Source organism: Acidianus ambivalens, assembly GCF_009729015.1.
In the GTDB taxonomy this organism is placed as follows: domain Archaea; phylum Thermoproteota; class Thermoprotei_A; order Sulfolobales; family Sulfolobaceae; genus Acidianus; species Acidianus ambivalens.
Genome location: NZ_CP045482.1, coordinates 2,025,948 through 2,045,289, shown reverse-complemented (window position 1 = coordinate 2,045,289; position 19,342 = coordinate 2,025,948). Strand labels below are relative to the sequence as shown.

Genomic DNA, 19,342 nt, shown 5'->3' with positions numbered 1-19,342 from the left:
ATTTATTATCTAGGTCCTAAAGGGAGTTTTTCGCATGAAGCAGCTTTAAAGATTAGCAATGCTATCTATGTAGAAGCGCAATCGATATCAGAAATATTTTATAAAGTGAGTTCTGAAGGCAAGCTGGGTATAGTTCCTATAGAAAATAGTTTGGAAGGTCCTGTCAACGAGACTTTAGATAATTTATTTAAGTTTGATGATATATTTGTCAATAAAATTGTGGAATTAAGGATTAATTTGGTTTTAGCATCTAAGGAAGATATTAATATAAAACATATAAAGAATATTTATACGCATTTATATGCATATAAGGAAGCGCAAAATTCATTGTTTAAACTGGGTGTTAGTAATAATATAATACCAGTAGAAAGTACTTCTAAGGCAGCCCTATTAGCTTTGTCTGATCCAAATTCTGCAGCCTTATGTTCAGAGTTTGCTGCTAGACTTTATGGATTGAAAATTTTAGCCTATGGAGTTCAAGATTATGATAATAATATTACTAAATTCGCCTTAATTTCCAAAAATGTTAGCTTTAGAGGAGAAAGATCCACGATTTTATTTACTGTTCCAGATTTACCGGGGAGTTTATATAAAGTTCTAGAAAAATTTTATATGTTTAATAAAAATTTAAAAATGATATATTCTAGGCCCGTAAGAAGCATACCTTGGAATTATTACTTTTATGTGGAGTACGAAGGATCTTATGAGGAGAAATTATTAAATGAACTCAAAAAAGTAACTACTTCACTTAAATTTAAAGGAAGTTATAACATTACATAACAATACCAGGTTTTAAGTTTTCCAAACTAAATAATAACATATAGCTCCTTGCATCAGTTTCGCCTATAACTTTCTTTACAGCATCAAAAATAACTTGTTTATCCTTGCCATGTAGCATACAATAACATAAATAATCCCATGGCTTATTGCTCTCTCTTAAGACTACATGTGTAGCTTCATTTATATGAAGTGCAATATTTTCACAAGCTTTCTCTATATCTTCGGTATCAATTAAAAGCATTGCATTTTCTTTAATTCCTACTTTTTCGCCATTTAAAGTAGCTCCATAATCTTTTACTACATGCTTATCTTTTAGTTCTTTAATTAGGTCTATTAATTGATCTTCTGTCATATTGAATTTTTCTGCTATTTCCTTAAATGGACGTTTAGTTATAGGTAATGGAACAGATAATGCTTTTAGTAATTCTTTACTAATACCTAATTCTTCAGCCGTTGGTATTTTTTCTGGTAATGTAGTTTCATTATTTTCACTCCATGAAATTCCCCTAATTATATCATATTTTACACTTAATTTTAGTGATTTTTTGGAATATAGTATTATGTAATCTTTTGCATTAACTTCTTCCATTAAGTTCTTTATGTTAGAATCTAGTTTTTCTCTATTCTCAGCTTTTATAACAAACCACACATTGTATTTTGGATGATTTCTTATGAAATTATGAGTTAATTCTCTAATTCCCAAAGCGATTCTTCTATACTTTTCGAGGTTTTCTAAAGGAATTTGTGCTGCAACTAATGCGCCATCCATACCTTTAGCTCTAAAGTTTATGTACATACCAATTCTTTTTATTATCTCTTCATCAACAAGCTTTTTTATCCTATCTATTGTTTTGTCTTCTGAAATACCTAGTCTTCTAGAAATCTCATAGAATGGAGTAGGGGAATAAGGGAAATGATACTCTAATTCCATGAGTAGGTTTTTATCAACTTCATCTAACTGCATATATAGTTCTTTTCAGTCTGAAATAAAAAACGTTAGCTTAAACCCAGTTTATTTATAATTCCTCTTGCCGCCAGTATTCCGGTAGCAGCGGCTACATTTATTCCTCTTGATAACCCTGCTCCATCACCGGCTACAAATAAATTATCTACTACGGTCTCCATGTTGCTATCTACTACTGTCTTCACACTATAATACTTGATTTCCGGTGCATAAAGTAAAGTATTTGAAGAGTATATACCAGAGGCTATATTATCTAATCTTTCTAACCCTTCTATTAGGTCTGAAATTATTCTATACGGAAGTCCCATGCTTATATCTCCTGGAGTAACGTCTCTAAGAGTAGGCTTAACAGTAGATCTATTTATTCTCTCCCAAGTGCTTCTTCTACCTTTCTCAAAATCTATAAGGCGTTGAAGTATTGGTTTTTCTCCTCCAAGTCTTGTCATAAGTCTAGCAATGCTTTTACCATATTCTATTGTATCTTCTAAGGGATCAGAAAGTTTTATTGTAGCGAGGAACGCAAAATTGGTATTATTACTCTTTCTATCAACATACGTTTCTCCATTTACCCCTATGGTTCCGTCATCATAGACTTCTTTCATTATAAAACCTCTTGGATTAACGCAGAACGTTCTAACTTTATCATCATACTTTTTAGAGTACATAATAATTTTTGGATCCCATACCGCGGATGTTAGTTCGTCCATAACGAAAGACTCTACTTCAACTCTTACACCTATATCTAATGGACCTGGAACAGTGTCAACACCTAATCTCTTAGTTTGCTCATAAAACCATTTTGCTCCAGCTCTACCTGGTGCTACTAGGACTATCTTTGACTCTATTTCGCCTTTACTAGTTTTTAGGTTAAACGAGTTTCCGGTTTTTTCTATCTGATAGACGTCTGTTAATTCAGAAATTTTTATTCCATTTTGCTCAATATAGTTAGTTAAATTTTCTATCACTTGTGGGCTTTTATCGGTTCCTATATGTCTTTGAACTATTGGTACAAATTCTGCACCGACTTTTGCAGCTTTCTTTTGAATTTCCTTTGTCTTCTCTGGGTCTGGTTTAAATAGCCTATCTTTTGGGGCTCCAAATTTTACAAAGATTTCATCTACGTAATTTATTAGCTGCTGTGCAGCGTCCCAGCTACGCATAAGTTCGTGTAAATCTCCTCCTATATCTGGCCTTAGATTTATTATACCACTGCTAAATGTTCCTGCGCCACCAATACCGTAATTTATATGGCAAGGGTTGCAAAAAGTACACTTTTCTTTAGGAGTTAATAGCGGACAAGATCTTTTAGAGGCTCTGACTCCTTTATCAACGAGTAATATTTTATAATCAGATTTTCCTTGTAAAGCGTTTGCTAATTCGTATGCAGCAAATAAACCTGCTGGTCCGCCACCAATTATTACTACATCATACATCATTTTACTCACCCAATTTCTCTTTTCTAAGATCTATTGTGTCCATAGCATCTTCTCCAGTACCTATGAGAGTTATTGGCACTTTAAGTTGATCCTCTAGATCTTCTATCCATTTTTTGGCTTCGTTAGGTAATTTTTCGTACTCTCTTACTTTATACGCATCCTTAAATAACGCATCCAGCTTTGTTATTGCAATTTGTGTTGCTGTATTTAATTGAATTGCTTTCTTTGCTAATTTGACATTAAATGGTGCAACTCTTCTCTTTCTTCCAGTTACAGTTGCAATTTCAATTAGACCTAATTTTTCGGCTTCTTCTTCGCTTAACTCTCCTTCTAATGGACCATTCCCTACTCTAGTTACAAATGATTTAAATACAATTATTATATCTTTTACATATTTTGGTCCTATTCCTATCTCGCTAAGTATGCCAGACGAAGTAGTATTCCTACTAGTTACATAAGGATATTCGCCATGATACAAACTTAAATATGTACCTTGAGTCCCTTCAGCTAAGATTTCACTTCCTTTTTCTATTTCTTCAATTAATGTATTAGGCACATCTATTGTATATTTTGAAAGCTCTGGATAATCTTTTGCAAGCTTTAATATTCTTAATATCCTTTTTGCTTCAGCGTATCCTACTCCTTGCCCTGTACTCCCTACTGATTTCATTAGGTTTTCATCATTTCTTTCTTCATAAATCTCTTTTTCAGTTATGATACCTACGTGATAATCCATGAAGAATCTATCTTCTGAGTTTGTTTCCTTAAGTTCCTTAATTAATTCCGTTATAGAAGTTAATGCACCTGGCCCAAGCATTAGTTTAGTAGATTTATTTACAAATGCTGAAGGAATTATCCTTATTTTCCATTTATTATTATTATAACATACAGTGTGCCCTGCATTCATAGATCCTGTTCTTACAGCAATATGTGGTGAATCCTTAAGTGATAAGTAAGATGCTATTTTACCTTTACCTTCGTCTCCGTAGAATCCGCCAACAAGAATATTAAGCATTTAACACCGTTTTTGTAAATATGCTCTCAAGATATAAAAAATTCTCTAATGGCAATCTATAATTATCAATGCATATTCTTAGAGCGTTTAAATATGTAGTATTTACGATTAATTTATAATTAAAAAATAACCTTCTCTTCTAATGACCTATTCATAGCTTCTTTAATTTCTATAGCTATCCTTCTACCTAAACTTATTGGTTTGCCGAAATATAGCTTCGAATATTGACTACCTATCCCCATATAAGCATTAGTTCCTCCGCCAATTCTTGGTGCCACGTCAAAAACTACTATATCTAAGCCTGGAGTTACTGAAAGCTGTAAAGTAAAAGGACCTATTATTCCAGGCGGTTCAAGTTTTTGTGTAGCTTCTACAAACGCATATCCTATTTCAAACAACTTCTCAAGTAAGCTTTCTCTTATAGTAGCTGGCTCGTGGCCAACTTCTATAAGTCTAGGAGTTCTATTTAAACTAAGTTGAATATCAGCAGGTAGTTTATAGAATTCGTCCCAATCACTTTGTATTCTTCTATCTATACTAATAATTTCTGTCCTATTGAAAATAGGACTATAGAAATAATTAACATTAAAATATGCTCCTAATATGAATTCTTCTATTACCATTTCCTTTATGCTTTCTTCATCTATTATTCCGTCCTTTTCTAGTTCCTCTAGTTTTTTATCAAAATCTTCCTTATTCTTAGCAAAAAAGAATCCTCTTTCTACACGTCTTTTTGATTCTGGAAGTTTTACTATAACCGCAGAATCTATATTATCTGGAGTATAAATTCTAGGTCTTCTAATTTTTGCTTTGTCTAACAATTTATAATAGTTCTTTTCGCCCTTTCTTTCTTCCCATCTAAGCATTTTTCTATTACCAAAAAATTTTACCTTCATATTCTCTAGATTATCGTAACCAACATAAACAGCAAGACTTCTATTTGGTACTATAATTGCATTTTCAGAAATTAGTTTTTGTTGAACGCTTTCTGACGGTATTTCTTTAAAATCGTTTAGTAAAATACATTCGTCTACTATTCTTTTAAACTCTAAATATGGTCTTTCTCTCCCTTTCTTACATAACGCAATTGTGCTAAAACCTTCGTCCTTAGCCCCATCAAATACATCTAAAGCCGAGTGACTAGCTAAGGCTGAGATTTTAATCAAGTTGTAACTTCACCAAGTTTATTTTCAAGCTTGGCTATTTTAATCTCTCTTGCAATCCTTCTACCTACACTCATTGGCTCGTCCCAATAAAGCCAACTATATGGGCTACCTTCTACATATAAATTTGTACCTGCAACTATCCTTCCAGAAAATTCGAATACTACTATGTCTAAACTATCTGTTACAATTGATTCTAAACAGAATGGTCCTATCATGCCAGGTGGAACATTTTCTTTTACGGTATTTACGAAATTTTCAGCGTATTCAAATGCCTTAGGTAATATGCTTTCTCTAGCTATAACTGGAATATTGCCTGCTACAACAAATGTTGGGTCTACATTAATAAGATTTGTTGGTAATCTTCTTAATCCATCTACGTTAGTTTCATATCTGATATCCATTCCAGTTATTTCTACTCTTTTAAAAATAGGACTATAAAAGAAGTGAAAATACATTGGTATTCCTATTACGTATTCTTGAATTATTACTTCATCTATAGATTTAATAAGTTTAGCCTCAAGTAATTTATTAAGACCTTCTTTTACTTCCTCCTTATTTTTTGCTATAAAATAACCTTTCCCACCTTTAGCACCAAGTAACTTTACTATAACTAATCTATCAACATCTTCTGGACTTTCAAATGACTCTGGAATTTTTATCTTAGCCATTTTTAATAAACTCATTTTTTTATGCTGATTAGCTTCCCATTCAAACAAGTTCCTATTTCCAAATATTGGAGTTTTAATTCTTTTTACTCTATCCATTCCTAAATACTCTATAAGGCTACCATGTGGTATGAATACACTTTCTTCATTATTCTTGTTTATTAGATCTAGCGCATCATCTAAACTATTATAACTTCTTACTTCATCAATAAAATTGAATCTTTTATAGAAATTTTCCCTATTTTTATCAGTAATCACATTTGTTGTGAAACCTTCTTTTTTTGCGCCATGTAAAATTTGTAAAGAAGAATGGCTACCTAGGGTACTAATTATCATTTCGGCTAATAGTAGTAAATAAAGATATTAAGTTTTATTTTAAGTAGATTTAGATGAGTATTTGTCCTTTGGAATGGAGATATGGAAGCGAAGAAATGAGAAAAATCTTCTCTAGAGAAGGTATAATAAAATATAGAATACAAGTTGAAATAGCTTTACTTTATGCCTTAAAAGACTTAGGTTACGTTTCACAAGAAGATATTAATATTGTAGAAAAAGTTTCTGAGAATATAGATTTAAACGAAATAGATAAGTTGGAAGAAAAATTAGGACATGATGTAATGGCAATGGTTGTATGGTTAGCCGAGAAGTCTGGAGAAAGCGGTAGGTTCATACATTTTGGTGCTACTAGTTACGATATTGTAGATACAGCTTATGCATTAATGTTTAGAGATGCATTAAATATTATTGAAAGAAAATTATTGGAAATTCTAGATACTCTTTCGCAGATGTCCATAAAATATAAAGATACAATTATGATAGGAAGAACGCATGGTCAACACGCATTACCAATAACCTTAGGTTTTAAATTTGCAAATTATGTATATGAGCTTTCTAGATCTTTAGAGAGAATAAAAGATACGGAAAGAAGGCTTATAAAAGGTAAATTTGCAGGAGCAGTAGGGACAATGGCAGCATGGGGAGATAAAGGGAAAATTATTGAAGAAAAAGTAATGCAAGAACTAGGTTTGACTCCTCATGAGATTTCAACTCAAGTTGCTCCAAGAGACGGTTTCGCCGAAATTATTTCTGACTTAGCGATTCTTGCTTCGCAGCTAGATAGATTTGCATTAGAAGTTAGGGAATTGATGAGACCAGAAATAAGGGAATTAAGTGAAGGCGTAGGAAATAGAGTAGGAAGTAGCACAATGCCCCATAAAGAAAATCCAGTTACTGCAGAAAAGATAAGCGGTTTAGCTAAAGTAATAAGAGGGTTATGCTTAACTGAATTAGAAAATATACCTCTATGGCATGAGAGGGATTTAACAAATAGTTCATCAGAGCGTATAGTATTATCTCACGCTTTTCTGATAATTGATGAAATGCTAGATAGCATGCTTTCGTTATTACACAATTTAATAATTTACCCTGAAAATATGAAGAAAAATATAGAAATTACTAAAGGCCTTATCATGGCTGAAAGTTTAATGATTAATTTGACCTTAAAGGGAATGCCTAGGCATGTTGCTCATGAACTATCAATGAAACTTTCTAGGGATGCTGAGAATAACGGTCGTTCATTACTGGAGGAAGCTATGGAAAATGACGTGATTAAGAAATATTTTACAGCGGACGAAATTAGAAGGGTACTGGATCCTAATAATTACTTAGGTCAAACAGAATATCTAATACAGAGGGCTATTAAGTACTACGAAAAGTTAAAACAGGAATATAATTTAAAAATTCAGAATACTAATTCATAAGTGCCGCCGTAGCTCAGCTGGTAGAGCGCCGGCCTCGTAAGGGTTAGGTCAAGAAAGCCGGTGGTCGCGGGTTCAAATCCCGCCGGCGGCTTTGGTGCACAAAGATGAAATTAAAGGATATAGGAGAACATGAGTTTATAAAGAGAAGTTTATCAAAATATTTAGGACATGGCATATTCTATGATGTATATACGGAAGACGGCTTTACTTATAAAATAGATGGATTTCAACTGTCATATTTTTTCTCCTTTATGGACTATTATGATATTGGCTGGAAAGCAGTAACTGCTACAGTAAGCGATATAATTACATCCGGTTCTAAACCTAGAATAATTCTTTCTTCAATTGGTGTAAATTCTGAGATGGAAGATAAACAATTAGAAGACTTATTTTATGGAATAATTAATGCTACTGAATATTATGAAGCAAAGTATGTAGGAGGTGATCTAAATAATTCAGAAAAAAACGGTTGGATAGATATAGCTGGAATAGGAAAGAAACTCTGCGATATAAAAAGCAATCCAGAAGAAGGAGATATTGTAATTATTTCAGATGAAATAGGTTTTACGTCGGAAGTTTTTATATCATATCTAAATAATTTTAATATACCTATACATGAAATATCTAAGTTAAGAGTAAAACATCCCATAGTTAATAAAAATATACTCAATTTTTATAAAGAATTCTGTAATTATATAGTATCCTCTACCGATATCAGTGATGGATTACTTATTTCATTACAGAATCTATCTGATAGATTAAATTATTCTATATTAATTGAGGAGTTTAATATCAATCCTGGTGTATACGAAAATTTACGTCGATATGGATATGGAGTAAATGATATATTAAAATATTCTGGGGAAGAGTTCTCTTCCTTATTTGTAGTGAAAAAGGAAAAAGTAAAAGAAATTATTGAATGGCTTTATCATTACAATTTTTCTCCAAAAATCTTAGGAAAACTTGGAAAAGAAGGAGAGAATGAAATAAAGTATAAAGGCAATAAGCTAGCTATATCTGGTTGGGACAATTTTAAGGGATGGTATTAACCAAATAAACCGTTTATTTGGAGAATATATTTATATATAAATTAGAATCATTAATGTCCTAGATGTTTGGATGGCACAAGTAGAAACTCAGAAGAAAGAAGGAGGATTTAGATTACTTCCGGCTCCATCAAAATATGAGAACGGAGTAGTGAAATTTGGAGATAGAGAAATAAAAATAGGCGGACCTTTGCCAAAACTAGCCGAAAATGAAAAGCTGATAAGAGTAACTCATTCTTTATGTCCTGTTTGTTATAGACTATTACCAGCAGCTATATTCGAAAAAGATGAAAAGATGTATATAAGGAAAGTTTGCCCAGAGCACGGAGAATTTGAAGATTTATACTACGGAGACGTAGGAATGTATTACAAGTTCGATTATTGGGAATATGAAGGTAAAGGACCTAAAGTACCTTATGTCGATTTGAAATCCCCTTGTCCATTTAACTGCGGATTATGCCCAATGCATCATCAGCACTCAGCATTGGTTAATCTAGTCATAACTAATAGATGCGATCAAGCATGCTGGTATTGCTTCTTCTATGCAGAGAAAGCAGGATATGTGTTTGAGCCAACGTTAGAACAAATAAAATTCATGGTAGATCAACTTAAGAGACAAGAGATTACCCTAGTTATTCAAATAACTGGTGGAGAACCGACATTAAGGGAAGATTTAGTACAAATTGTAAAATTATTAAGGGAATCAGGAGTTAAGCATATTCAGTTAAACACTTGGGGAGGAACTTTTGCAAGACTTTACATGGAAGATCCAGACAAGGCTATTAAATATGCAATGCAGTTGAGAGAAGCTGGAGTTAACACCGTATATATGAGTTTTGATGGAACCAATAGAAGAACTAATCCTAAAAATCACTGGGAGATTCCATACACATTAGAAGTATTCAGAAGAGCAGGGATGACTAGTGTGGTTTTAGTTCCTACAGTAATAAAAACTACTAATGACAACGATTTAGGTAATATTATAAGATTTGCGGCAGAAAACATAGATGTAGTAAGAGCGATAAACTTCCAGCCAGTAAGCTTAACTGGAATGATGAAAAGAAATATGAGATCTAGATTTAGGATAACTATACCAGAAATCATTAAGGACATAGAAGATCAAACTGATGGAGAAATTACGAGAGATAGTTGGTATCCTATAGGAACCTCAGTAGTATTTTCTAGATTGATAGAAGCATTAACAGGAAAAGAGCAATTTGAAATGGCTAATCACCCTAGCTGTGGTGCTGGCACTTACGTATTTGTAGAATGGAGAGAAGGTAAACCTCATTTCATACCATTATCTAAGTTTATTGATCTAGAAGGACTTCTAGAATACTTTAAGGAAAAAGCTGAAGAGCTAAAAGAAGGAGGTAATAAGTATTGGGTAGGATTGAAAATATTGTACAATATTAGAAAGTTCATTGACAAAGAGAAAGGACCTAAAGACTTCGACGTGTATAAGATGTTATATAACATTATCGTAAATCATAATTACGAAGCATTAGGAGAATGGCATTATAGGACATTATTCCTAGGTACGATGCACTTTATGGACTTATATAATTATGATATACAAAGAGTAATGAGATGTGATATACATTATGTAACACCAGATGGTCGTGTAATTCCTTTCTGTACATACAACGTATTAAATGACTTGTACAGAGATAAAATACTAAAAGAATACCAGATACCACTAGACGAATGGGTAAAGTTACATGGAGAAAATAGTATAGGCGATCAAGTCAAGTATAAGAGAGTAGTAAGTGACTTAGAAAAAGGAGAAATATACAAAAACACATACAAGCATTTCATTTAAAAGTTGTTTTCTTTATTTTTATAAATTTCTTATTTTGCTATGATTTTTATATATCAAATGAACTTCTTCCTTACATTCACAAATTTTTACGTCTTCTAGATCTAACTTTGGAGAGTTTTTACCTAGAAATCCCTCACCATTAGCTAAACTTACACCATTTCCGAATACTCTTGGAGATATAGTCACTCTTAATTCATCAAAGCAATTTTCTTTAATTACGCTCCATATTAATTTTCCACCACCTTCTATCATAACTTTATGTACATTAAAGTTAGACTCTAAGTCATTCATTACATTACATATGTTGAAGTTATCTAACTTTCTTATTATGACTCCTTTTTCTTTTAGCTTATTTTCGATATCTTTATTCTCAGAATTATTAGAAGTGTATATTATAGTCTGAGGAGGCGTATTAAATATTTTATAATTTATATTGAAATTTAGACTATTAGATATTATCACTCTAATAGGATTTTTACCATGAGCATATTTTAAAGTTAGAGAAGGATTATCTATACGTACAGTATTTCCTCCTATCATTATAGCATCAACTTCAGACCTAAGAATATGTTGGCGCACTTTATCGTATTTACAACTTAGTTCACTATAGTAATCTTTTGATGCTAATTTTCCATCAATTGTTATGGTAGAGAAAATGATTACATACATTTTTCATCTTATGACTTGAAGTCCTTTAAACCATACGCGTATGCTACATACATTGCGAGTTTTACATTCCACACAGCAACGATAACAAACATTAATCTTTTTTACACTACAGTATTTTACTTCCCTTAATTCTCCGCAAGAATCACAAATCTGCTCATAAACCATTTTTATCACACCTTTATACAACCATTAACTCCACATACGTATTTAACTTCATTGCCATATGGTGAAAGGGTTTTATTATTTCCTACAAAAAGAAAACCTTTCCATTTGATTATAACTGAGCCGCTTGTAGGTACTTTAGAATTAATTACTTTAATATTATCAACATAATTTATGTATCCCTTTAACTCTACCGATACGTTTACAGGAGTATAAGTGAGATTATTACATTCACCGTGCCTTATATTAACGGAGTCTGGATAGTGAGCAATTATCCTAGTTCCCAATGTTTTATAAATATACCAAGCGCCTCCACTCACAGATTTACAACAACTAGTTAAGAAAAGATACATAGGTTTTTTGCCTTTTGTTATTTCTAGAATATCCATCAGTTCAGAATTTCCTATATTTTCTTTACTATCTATTATAAAAAAGTTATTCTCGTATGTGTTTATTATATACATCTCATTATCAATTGTATACACTCCGTTTCCTAAATACGCGAACGTCATATGTTAAATATCACTTGAATATTCTCGTCTTTAAGATACTTTATATTATCTAAATTGCCCACCAAGACTAATATTCCTACTACTCTGGCGCCTGCTTTTTGAAGAAGCTTTATAGAAGAGCTTATAGTTTTACCCGACTTAATTACGTCATCAACGATTAATATTCTATCATTTTTCTTTATTAGGTCCTTCCTTAAATATATATTATTGACCACACTATCAGTTTCCTTTAGGCTTTCTTCATAATATTCTAGGTTAATGGAGTCTTTATGCTTTTTAGCTATTAATAATGGTTTATCTAAAATTAAGGACGCAATAGTAGCGAAGGGCACTCCGTTAGTAGCTATACTAAAGATCTTGTCAACTGCGTCTTGTTGTAATACTTTTGTAAGATATAATTCTAAAAGCAATTTTAATAAATTTGGATAAAGCAATAATTGTGAAGAATCTATATATCCGTCTTCAAGGACTTTGATCTTATTTCTGAAAAATTTTAGTAAAAACTCCTTATTTTTAACTTTTGAAATTATTTCCATACTTTGCACGTCACTTGGAACAGTATTTCCATTTACGTATCTACAAATAAGTGTTTCTTGAATTCCAAAAATTTCAGACATTTCTCTATATGTATATGAATTTTTCAATTCTCTAAGTATGTCTATAGCTAATAATCGATTTCTAATTTCCTTATCCTTACTAACTTTAATCATTTTATCTTCCCCGACTCATATTACATAGATGAGCTACAACTTAAGTGCTGAAAAATGATGAGAGACCCACGCCGCGATTAAATATTCTGAAGCTTTTCTTTTAGCAACTGGTTCGTTAAATATGGGTCAGCTTTACCTCTAGTCTTTTTCATTACCTTGCCGACAAGGTAGTTTATAACTTTAGGATCCTTTTTAGCTGCAAGTGCTGCATCTTTATCTTCTTCTAATATCTCATCAATTATTTTTTCTAAATAATCTTTATCACTAATCACATTTAATTTTTCTTTCTCAATTATTTCCCTTGGATTTTTACCTTCAAGAATTATTTGAGGTAAAATTTCCTTTAAGATCTTTATTGAGATTATACCTTTATCCATCATATTCATAAGTTCTGCTAAAGCTTCTGGAGTAGCTTTTGAATCACTAATTCTTAAGTTTTTATCATTTATCCACCTTAAATAATCATTTATTATAACATTTGCTAATTTTTTATAGTTGTTATATAACTTTGCTGTTCTCTCAAATAAGTCAGCAAGTGCCTTGTCTGAGACTAAAACTTCAGCGTCGTATTCAGTAATTCCGTACATTTCTACCATTCTTTTCATTCTAGCATCTGGAAGTTCTGGCATGGATTCTTTTACTTTTCTAATATAATCCTCAGTTATTTGATATGGAGGTAAATCCGGATCTGGAAAATATCTGTAATCCTCTTCAGATTCCTTTAATCTAATTGGCACTGTAACTTTCCTTTCCGCATCCCAGTGTCTAGTTTCTCTAGTTACCTTTAATCCTTGTGCAATGGCTGCTTTTTGTCTCGCGACTTCGTATTTTATTGCATCTTCCACATCTCTAATAGATCCAACGTTCTTTACTTCTACTCTTTCACCTCCCTCAACCGAAACGTTAACGTCGGCTCTCATGGAACCTTCAATTTCGCAATTACATACATCTAAATGCTCCAATATTGATCTTAGTTTATTTAGAAATTCTCTAGCTTCTTTAGGCTGTTCAATATCGGGTTCTGTTACTATTTCTAGTAATCCAATTCCAGATCTATTATAATCCAGGAGCGTATATTTACTAGTCAACATTGATCCAGAAGGATAAACTGATTTTGCAGGGTCTTCCTCTATATTTATCCTCCTTATTCTTACCTTTTTATTCCCAATGTTAAGATATCCTGCTTTAGCTATTGCCATGCTACCTGGGCCGTCATATTGGGAAATCTGATAATTTTTTGCCATATCAGGATAAAAATAATGCTTTCTACTGAATATCAAATACGGCGCTATTTCGCAATTAAGAGCTATTGCTACCATTACTGCTTTTTTAAGTGCCTCTTCGTTTAATACCGGTATTGCACCAGGTAAACCTAAGCAAACTGGACAAACTACAGTGTTAGGTTCTTTTCCTACATAATCTGTAGGGCAAGAGCAAAATAATTTAGTTTTTAATGAATTTAAATGAACATGAACTTCAAGACCTATCTTTGGCATTTTTATCACTCTATAACCTAAATGCATGCGGTAATAAATCATTTAATTTAAATCTTATCACATTGCCGTCCTTATCAAGCGTTATTACTTCCATATTTTCAGAGAATTCCGCTAAGACTTGTCTACAAGCTCCGCAAGGCATTATGCCTTTTCCGTCAGAGGTTATTACTGCAATCTTTTTAAATTTCCTATATCCATTACTAACTGCATTAAAAACTGCAACTCTTTCTGCACATATTGATAGACCGTACGACGAATTCTCTATATTAGTTCCGGTAAATATTTTACCATCTTCAGTAACTATTGCAGCACCAACGTGTAGATCTGAATATGGAGCATAAGAGTTTCTTGTAGCATTTTTAGCAATTTCCAATAATTTTTCATCCGAAAGATCTGTCTCCTGCATCTCCTAACCCTGGAACTATATATCCTTTATTATTTAGTTCAGGATCTATTGATATTGTGAAAAAGTATACTTGGGGATACAATTCTAGAATTCTTTTAACTCCATACTCGGACGCTATTACTGAAGCAATGTAAATTCTTTTAGGTTCTTCTTTTGCAACTTTTTCCAGCACTTTTAGCATTGTACTTGCAGTAGCTACCATTGGATCACTTATTATCACATTATCTATACCTTTCCTTATTTTTGGAATTTTTTCATAGAAAATTTCTACTTCCATTTCCTTAGGAGGCTCTTTTCCTTCAAACTCTTTCCTTCTTGCAGTTACTACACCTTGTCTAGCGGCAGGAAAGGCTTTAAGTAATCCCTCAACTAGCGGAGTCGCTGCCCTTAGTATATTTATAATGATTACGTTTTCTAAATCGTAAATTCTAACTCCTTTAGTTTTTACTCCTAGCGGAGTTTCTACTTCTATTATTTCATAATCCATAGTGTTAGCTATTTCATAACCTATTAGTCTTCCTAGCCTTACTAATCCTTTTCTGAAATTAATTTGATCTGTATCTTTATTTCTTATTTGTGTTAATATATGTAAAGAAAGGGAGGATGATAATAAAAATAGAGGCATGAATTTACCTCTTTGTGGTTAACTTTCTTGCTTCTCTTTCTGTCTCTCTAAGAATCACTATATCTCCTAATCTTACTGGCCCCTTTATATTTCTTGTTAATATTCTTCCCTTATCTCTACCTTCTAAAACTCTAACTCTAACTTGTGTTACTTCTCCAGTTACTCCAGTTCTATCCAATATTTGTATAACTTCTGCAGGGAATCCAAACTCTTCTATTATGGGCGACGTTTCAGCTTTTTTCTCACTCATATCCAATCAGTATAATAACTTAAGCAATTCACTTAAATACTTCACTCAAAAATTTAAGTGGGTAAAAATGCCTCCAGTAACTCACAAGTGCAGTTTTTGTGGAAAAGAGATAAGGCCAGGAACAGGATTAATGTATGTCATGAATGATGGTACAATTTTATGGTTCTGCTCTAGTAAATGTAGAAAATATATGCTAAAATATCATAAAGATGCGAGAAAGCTAAAGTGGACAACCTCGTATATGAGGGTTAGGTAATGGTAAGTCAATTAGAATTTGTAATGATAAAACCTGATGGAGTAAAAAGAAGATTAATAGGAGAGATAATTTCTAGGTTTGAAAAGAGAGGGCTTAATATTATAGCAATGAAGATGGTAAGAATTTCTAGAGAAACTGCGGAAAAATTGTATGAAGAACATAAAGGCAAGTCTTTCTTCGAGGATTTAATTTCTTATATAACTTCTGGTCCAGTAGTGTGCATGGTAATAGAAGGAGACGAAGCTGTAAGTGTTATAAGGAAAATGATAGGAGCTACTGATCCTAAAGAAGCTCTCCCTGGGACCATTAGAGGAGATTTTGCGTTAAGCAAAGCAGAAAACGTAATACATGCATCGGATTCTCCAGAGAAAGCTAAGAAAGAGATGTCCTTATTTTTCGAGGAAACGGAGTTACAGCTTAATACCCAAACCGTATAAAGGATCTTCTACTCTTTTTATCTTAATAATTTCTTGTATTACCTCTTTCATGTCGTCAGTTATTGTATCTTTATAATTATTAACTAGAATTTCTAGATCTTCTTTAGGCACATCAGTGTAAAGTATATCTCCTTCATTTATTTGCCTTCCAACCATTACATTTCCCTTTATTGAAATAGCGACTTCCATACCTTTTGTAGCCTTATCTAAAGACTTTTTATTATCTTGAATTTGTAGTATTTCGCCAACTTTTCTACCGTCATCCTTTATTAACGGGAATTTAGGTTTTATTATTCCTCCCTCTACTTCGACTCCAACTATCACTGGATCACTTCTCCTAAACACAAAACCTGGTAGAATCTTTATCTTACCTGGAAGAATTAAACTATCATACGTTCTCCTCTTCTTCCTTTCTCTTACATCATTAATGTATTTTTCTACTTCATCTATTAATTGATATATTATATCATTGTAAATTATCTTAACTTTTGAAGTATCAAGATTTCCTATAGGTTTAACTCTAAATGCGGCAATTACACCATATTCCTCCTCTTCTTTTCCTGCTAGTTCTGCTTCTACAATATCTCTTTTAGTTATAGGTCCAATATCTGCAAGCCTTACTGGTATTCCTCTTTTCTCTAATGCTGTAACAATAGATTCTAATACTCCTAGGCTATCAGCTTTTACTACTATTCCTTTTACATCTTTAGCGAATCTTATTTTTGATAATTCCTCCTCAATAAGTTTCTTATATTCGTCTATTTTGCTTTCATTTTCAGCAACATATAGTGGGGATCCAGCTAAAGCTTCCTCTAGATTTGGGGCCGAAATTTTAACACCTGCTGCAGCAGATACTTCATCTACTGATCTATAGCCAGTTTTTGCAAGTCTCATGTCTTGTAATGGTGCAGGAAGTAATATTCCCCTTACCTTGGTTACAATAATTCCATTTAATCCTCCAAGAATTATAGTGTCGTTCTTATGTAAAATTCCATCATAAATAATTACATCTATAGTGTGCCCTATACCAGGATCTTCCTTAACTTCTAAAACTACACCTTTAGCCGGTCCTTCTACAAACTTTAATTTACCTTGCATATAACGTTGCGTCAAACCGGCTAGTATTGCTAATAATTCTGGTATTCCTTCTCCGGTTTTTCCAGAAACTGGAACTATTGCTACATATTTTGTGAAATCTCTAATTCTATCAAATCTATCAGCATTAAAATTCTCTGATGCCAGTTGTATTACAATGTTGTAAACAAGTTCATCTAATTTTTTCTGAACTGCCGGGCTTTGCTTTTGTAAACTAAAAAGGAACGGCTCATTTTCATTAGGTTTCCAGCCTGGTATACGATCTATCTTATTTGCAGCTACTAAAAACGGAACTTTTCTCTCTTTTAAAATCTCTATTGATTCATAAGTCTGTTTTTGAAATCCTTCCATAATATCTACTACTAAAATTGCTATATCAGCAACGCTACCCCCTCTTCTTCTAAGATTAGAGAACAATTCATGTCCTGGAGTATCTATAAAAAGTAGACCTGGAATTTCTAGCTTTATAGGTATAATATTCTTTAACGGCTCTGCTATTTTCGATATTACTGATGTAGGGACAAAGCTGGCTCCAACTTCTTGTGTCATTTCTCCAGGCTCTTTTTTAACCATGGCCGTGCCTCTTATTTTATCTAACAAAGTTGTTTTTCCATGGTCAACGTGTCCTAGAACGACTACTATTGGTTGCCTTAATTTAGGCAAATATATCACCGTGACATAGATTACTTTAATTTTATGTTATTATTTTTAAGCTCACATTCTCTTGATATAATGGGTTGTAAGTTTGGATTATGATAAATTGGCTATTGAAGTTTCGTCTAAGTATAAAGGTAAAATTCAGATATTGCCTAAAGTACCTATAAGATCATTAGAAGATTTTGCGATTTTATACACTCCTGGAGTAGCTGCAGTTTCTAAAGAAATAAGTAAAAACCCTGACTTATCATTTCAATATACTTATAGATGGAATTCGATAGCAGTAGTTACAGATGGTACTAGAGTTCTAGGATTAGGAAATATAGGTCCTGAGGCAGCCATGCCAGTAATGGAAGGTAAGGCATTATTATTTAAATATCTTGGCGGTGTTGACGCAATACCATTACCTATAGGTACTAAAGATCCAGATAAAATTATAGAGACTGTAAAAATTTTGGAACCTGCCTTTGGAGGGATAAACTTAGAAGATATAGAATCTCCAAAATGTTTTTATATATTAGATAAATTAAGAGAAGAACTTCATATTCCAGTATGGCATGATGATCAACAAGGTACTGCGGGAGCCACTTTAGCCGGACTTATTTCCGCGTTAGAGATTGTAGGTAAGTCTCCTACTAAAATTAAGATAGTATTTTATGGAGTAGGGGCAGCTAATATTGCCACAGCACGTTTATTGAAATCCTACGGAATACCTTATTCAAATATGATACTTATTGACACTAAGGGCCCATTATATAGAGGAAGAGAAGATGAGGAAGAAATAAAGAATACAAATCCATGGAAGTATGAGTTACTTAAAGAATCAAATAAGGATAACGTCACAACAGTGGAAAAAGCCTTTGAAGGTGCAGATGTATTAATAGCAGCCTCAAAACCTGGCCCTCATACTATTGATCCAAAATTAATTTCTAAAATGAATAAGGATGCTATTGTATTCGCTTTAGCAAATCCGGTACCAGAAATATGGCCAGACGAGGCAAAGAAAGCAGGTGCAAGAATTGTTGGAACTGGAAGAAGTGATTTACCTAATCAAATTAATAATTCATTAATATTTCCAGCTGTTTTCAGAGGAGCTTTAGACGTTAGAGCTAAGACTATTACTGACGATATGGTAATAGCTGCAGCAAGGGAACTTTCTGCGTTTGCTAGAGAAAAAGGTCTTTCAGAGGATTATATTATACCTAAAATGACAGAGTGGGAAGTTTATCCAAGAGTTGCTGCCGCAGTAGGAAGCAAAGCTGTACAACAAGGAATAGCTAGAGTTAATTTAAGTTATGAAGAAATATATAATAATGCAAGACAGATGATAGAGAACGCTAGAAAGCTACTTGCTTCATTAACTTAAACCTTATATATTACATTACAGAAAGCCTTTTTATCTATCAAAGGTGT

General features: G+C 32.7%; 20 protein-coding genes and 1 tRNA gene. 8 read left to right on the top strand and 13 right to left on the bottom strand.

Going from position 1 to position 19,342, the window contains the following annotated elements:
- Complete coding sequence (locus D1866_RS11650; RefSeq protein ID WP_155861176.1) at positions 1–780, top strand: prephenate dehydratase; 780 nt, start codon at positions 1–3, stop codon at positions 778–780.
- Here D1866_RS11650 and D1866_RS11645 read toward each other — a convergent pair.
- The 5 genes from D1866_RS11645 to D1866_RS11625 all read right to left on the bottom strand — a co-directional run bounded on the left by D1866_RS11645 (position 773) and on the right by D1866_RS11625 (position 6,362).
- A complete protein-coding gene (locus tag D1866_RS11645; protein ID WP_152940050.1) occupies positions 773–1,744 on the bottom strand; it encodes an AsnC family transcriptional regulator in 972 nt (323 codons plus the stop codon). The two genes, D1866_RS11650 and D1866_RS11645, sit on opposite strands and share 8 nt — an antisense overlap.
- A 32-nt stretch (positions 1,745–1,776) precedes the next feature.
- Entirely contained in the window at positions 1,777–3,180 is a 1,404-nt protein-coding gene (locus tag D1866_RS11640) for an NAD(P)/FAD-dependent oxidoreductase (RefSeq protein WP_152940048.1), read from the bottom strand.
- A gap of 1 nt (position 3,181) precedes the next feature.
- Positions 3,182–4,195, bottom strand: a complete 1,014-nt coding sequence (locus tag D1866_RS11635) for an adenylosuccinate synthetase (protein ID WP_152940046.1) — start codon at positions 4,193–4,195, stop codon at positions 3,182–3,184.
- Between the two features lie 119 nt (positions 4,196–4,314).
- The gene (locus D1866_RS11630; RefSeq protein ID WP_152940044.1) at positions 4,315–5,361 is read right to left on the bottom strand and encodes a formate--phosphoribosylaminoimidazolecarboxamide ligase family protein; all 1,047 of its coding nucleotides are present in this window, start codon (positions 5,359–5,361) and stop codon (positions 4,315–4,317) included.
- Positions 5,358–6,362: a formate--phosphoribosylaminoimidazolecarboxamide ligase gene (locus D1866_RS11625; protein ID WP_152940042.1), complete on the bottom strand. Its 1,005-nt coding sequence runs from the start codon at positions 6,360–6,362 to the stop codon at positions 5,358–5,360. The genes D1866_RS11630 and D1866_RS11625 overlap by 4 nt, the downstream gene beginning before the upstream one ends.
- A gap of 53 nt (positions 6,363–6,415) precedes the next feature.
- Here D1866_RS11625 and purB point away from each other — a divergent pair, with 53 nt between their 5' ends.
- The 4 genes from purB (at position 6,416) to tes (ending at position 10,654) form a co-directional block, all read left to right on the top strand.
- The gene (gene purB, locus D1866_RS11620) at positions 6,416–7,786 is read left to right on the top strand and encodes an adenylosuccinate lyase (RefSeq protein ID WP_152940040.1); all 1,371 of its coding nucleotides are present in this window, start codon (positions 6,416–6,418) and stop codon (positions 7,784–7,786) included.
- A gap of 2 nt (positions 7,787–7,788) precedes the next feature.
- Positions 7,789–7,877, top strand: a tRNA-Thr gene (locus tag D1866_RS11615).
- A gap of 13 nt (positions 7,878–7,890) precedes the next feature.
- On the top strand, positions 7,891–8,835 hold the full coding sequence (locus D1866_RS11610) for a thiamine-phosphate kinase (protein WP_152940038.1): 945 nt from the start codon (positions 7,891–7,893) through the stop codon (positions 8,833–8,835).
- Between the two features lie 70 nt (positions 8,836–8,905).
- Positions 8,906–10,654, top strand: a complete 1,749-nt coding sequence (gene tes, locus D1866_RS11605; protein WP_152940036.1) for a tetraether lipid synthase Tes — start codon at positions 8,906–8,908, stop codon at positions 10,652–10,654.
- A gap of 18 nt (positions 10,655–10,672) precedes the next feature.
- Here tes and D1866_RS11600 read toward each other — a convergent pair whose 3' ends face one another.
- The 7 genes from D1866_RS11600 to D1866_RS11570 all read right to left on the bottom strand — a co-directional run bounded on the left by D1866_RS11600 (position 10,673) and on the right by D1866_RS11570 (position 15,484).
- Positions 10,673–11,323, bottom strand: a complete 651-nt coding sequence (locus D1866_RS11600) for a 2,5-diamino-6-(ribosylamino)-4(3H)-pyrimidinone 5'-phosphate reductase (protein ID WP_152940034.1) — start codon at positions 11,321–11,323, stop codon at positions 10,673–10,675.
- 170 nt (positions 11,324–11,493) lie between these two features.
- A complete protein-coding gene (locus D1866_RS11595; protein WP_152940032.1) occupies positions 11,494–11,997 on the bottom strand; it encodes a hypothetical protein in 504 nt (167 codons plus the stop codon).
- Positions 11,994–12,707: a phosphoribosyltransferase family protein gene (locus D1866_RS11590; protein ID WP_152940030.1), complete on the bottom strand. Its 714-nt coding sequence runs from the start codon at positions 12,705–12,707 to the stop codon at positions 11,994–11,996. The genes D1866_RS11595 and D1866_RS11590 overlap by 4 nt, the downstream gene beginning before the upstream one ends.
- Before the next feature lie 77 nt (positions 12,708–12,784).
- Positions 12,785–14,203 (bottom strand): Asp-tRNA(Asn)/Glu-tRNA(Gln) amidotransferase subunit GatB, encoded by a 1,419-nt coding sequence (gene gatB / locus D1866_RS11585; protein ID WP_152940028.1) that lies wholly within the window; start codon positions 14,201–14,203, stop codon positions 12,785–12,787.
- A 10-nt stretch (positions 14,204–14,213) separates the two neighbouring features.
- Positions 14,214–14,609 (bottom strand): cytidine deaminase, encoded by a 396-nt coding sequence (gene cdd / locus D1866_RS11580; protein WP_152940026.1) that lies wholly within the window; start codon positions 14,607–14,609, stop codon positions 14,214–14,216.
- Positions 14,584–15,234: a uracil phosphoribosyltransferase gene (gene upp, locus D1866_RS11575; RefSeq protein ID WP_152940024.1), complete on the bottom strand. Its 651-nt coding sequence runs from the start codon at positions 15,232–15,234 to the stop codon at positions 14,584–14,586. Before upp ends, cdd begins: the two co-directional genes overlap by 26 nt.
- Positions 15,235–15,238: 4 nt before the next feature.
- Complete coding sequence (locus D1866_RS11570; protein ID WP_048054556.1) at positions 15,239–15,484, bottom strand: 30S ribosomal protein S28e; 246 nt, start codon at positions 15,482–15,484, stop codon at positions 15,239–15,241.
- Positions 15,485–15,551: 67 nt separating this feature from the next.
- Here D1866_RS11570 and D1866_RS11565 point away from each other — a divergent pair, with 67 nt between their 5' ends.
- A complete protein-coding gene (locus D1866_RS11565) occupies positions 15,552–15,740 on the top strand; it encodes a 50S ribosomal protein L24e (protein WP_152940022.1) in 189 nt (62 codons plus the stop codon).
- Complete coding sequence (ndk, locus tag D1866_RS11560) at positions 15,740–16,177, top strand: nucleoside-diphosphate kinase (RefSeq protein ID WP_013775554.1); 438 nt, start codon at positions 15,740–15,742, stop codon at positions 16,175–16,177. The genes D1866_RS11565 and ndk overlap by 1 nt, the downstream gene beginning before the upstream one ends.
- Here the strand turns inward: ndk and infB are convergent.
- A complete protein-coding gene (gene infB, locus D1866_RS11555) occupies positions 16,151–17,944 on the bottom strand; it encodes a translation initiation factor IF-2 (protein ID WP_155861175.1) in 1,794 nt (597 codons plus the stop codon). The two genes, ndk and infB, sit on opposite strands and share 27 nt — an antisense overlap.
- A gap of 73 nt (positions 17,945–18,017) precedes the next feature.
- Between infB and D1866_RS11550 the strand changes: the two genes are divergently transcribed.
- On the top strand, positions 18,018–19,295 hold the full coding sequence (locus D1866_RS11550) for an NAD(P)-dependent malic enzyme (protein ID WP_152940018.1): 1,278 nt from the start codon (positions 18,018–18,020) through the stop codon (positions 19,293–19,295).
- Positions 19,296–19,342: the final 47 nt, after the last annotated feature.

Bases quoted from the DNA above. Each gene is read 5' to 3' on its own strand.
- gatB (WP_152940028.1), bottom strand. From the start codon at position 14,203: ATGCCAAAGATAGGTCTTGAAGTTCATGTTCATTTAAATTCATTAAAA.
- D1866_RS11640 (WP_152940048.1), bottom strand. From the start codon at position 3,180: ATGATGTATGATGTAGTAATAATTGGTGGCGGACCAGCAGGTTTATTT.
- cdd (WP_152940026.1), bottom strand. From the start codon at position 14,609: ATGCAGGAGACAGATCTTTCGGATGAAAAATTATTGGAAATTGCTAAA.
- D1866_RS11565 (WP_152940022.1), top strand. From the start codon at position 15,552: ATGCCTCCAGTAACTCACAAGTGCAGTTTTTGTGGAAAAGAGATAAGG.
- tes (WP_152940036.1), top strand. From the start codon at position 8,906: ATGGCACAAGTAGAAACTCAGAAGAAAGAAGGAGGATTTAGATTACTT.
- D1866_RS11610 (WP_152940038.1), top strand. From the start codon at position 7,891: ATGAAATTAAAGGATATAGGAGAACATGAGTTTATAAAGAGAAGTTTA.
- D1866_RS11625 (WP_152940042.1), bottom strand. From the start codon at position 6,362: ATGATAATTAGTACCCTAGGTAGCCATTCTTCTTTACAAATTTTACAT.
- D1866_RS11570 (WP_048054556.1), bottom strand. From the start codon at position 15,484: ATGAGTGAGAAAAAAGCTGAAACGTCGCCCATAATAGAAGAGTTTGGA.
- D1866_RS11590 (WP_152940030.1), bottom strand. From the start codon at position 12,707: ATGATTAAAGTTAGTAAGGATAAGGAAATTAGAAATCGATTATTAGCT.
- purB (WP_152940040.1), top strand. From the start codon at position 6,416: ATGAGTATTTGTCCTTTGGAATGGAGATATGGAAGCGAAGAAATGAGA.
- upp (WP_152940024.1), bottom strand. From the start codon at position 15,234: ATGCCTCTATTTTTATTATCATCCTCCCTTTCTTTACATATATTAACA.
- D1866_RS11595 (WP_152940032.1), bottom strand. From the start codon at position 11,997: ATGACGTTCGCGTATTTAGGAAACGGAGTGTATACAATTGATAATGAG.
- D1866_RS11600 (WP_152940034.1), bottom strand. From the start codon at position 11,323: ATGTATGTAATCATTTTCTCTACCATAACAATTGATGGAAAATTAGCA.
- D1866_RS11635 (WP_152940046.1), bottom strand. From the start codon at position 4,195: ATGCTTAATATTCTTGTTGGCGGATTCTACGGAGACGAAGGTAAAGGT.
- D1866_RS11645 (WP_152940050.1), bottom strand. From the start codon at position 1,744: ATGCAGTTAGATGAAGTTGATAAAAACCTACTCATGGAATTAGAGTAT.
- ndk (WP_013775554.1), top strand. From the start codon at position 15,740: ATGGTAAGTCAATTAGAATTTGTAATGATAAAACCTGATGGAGTAAAA.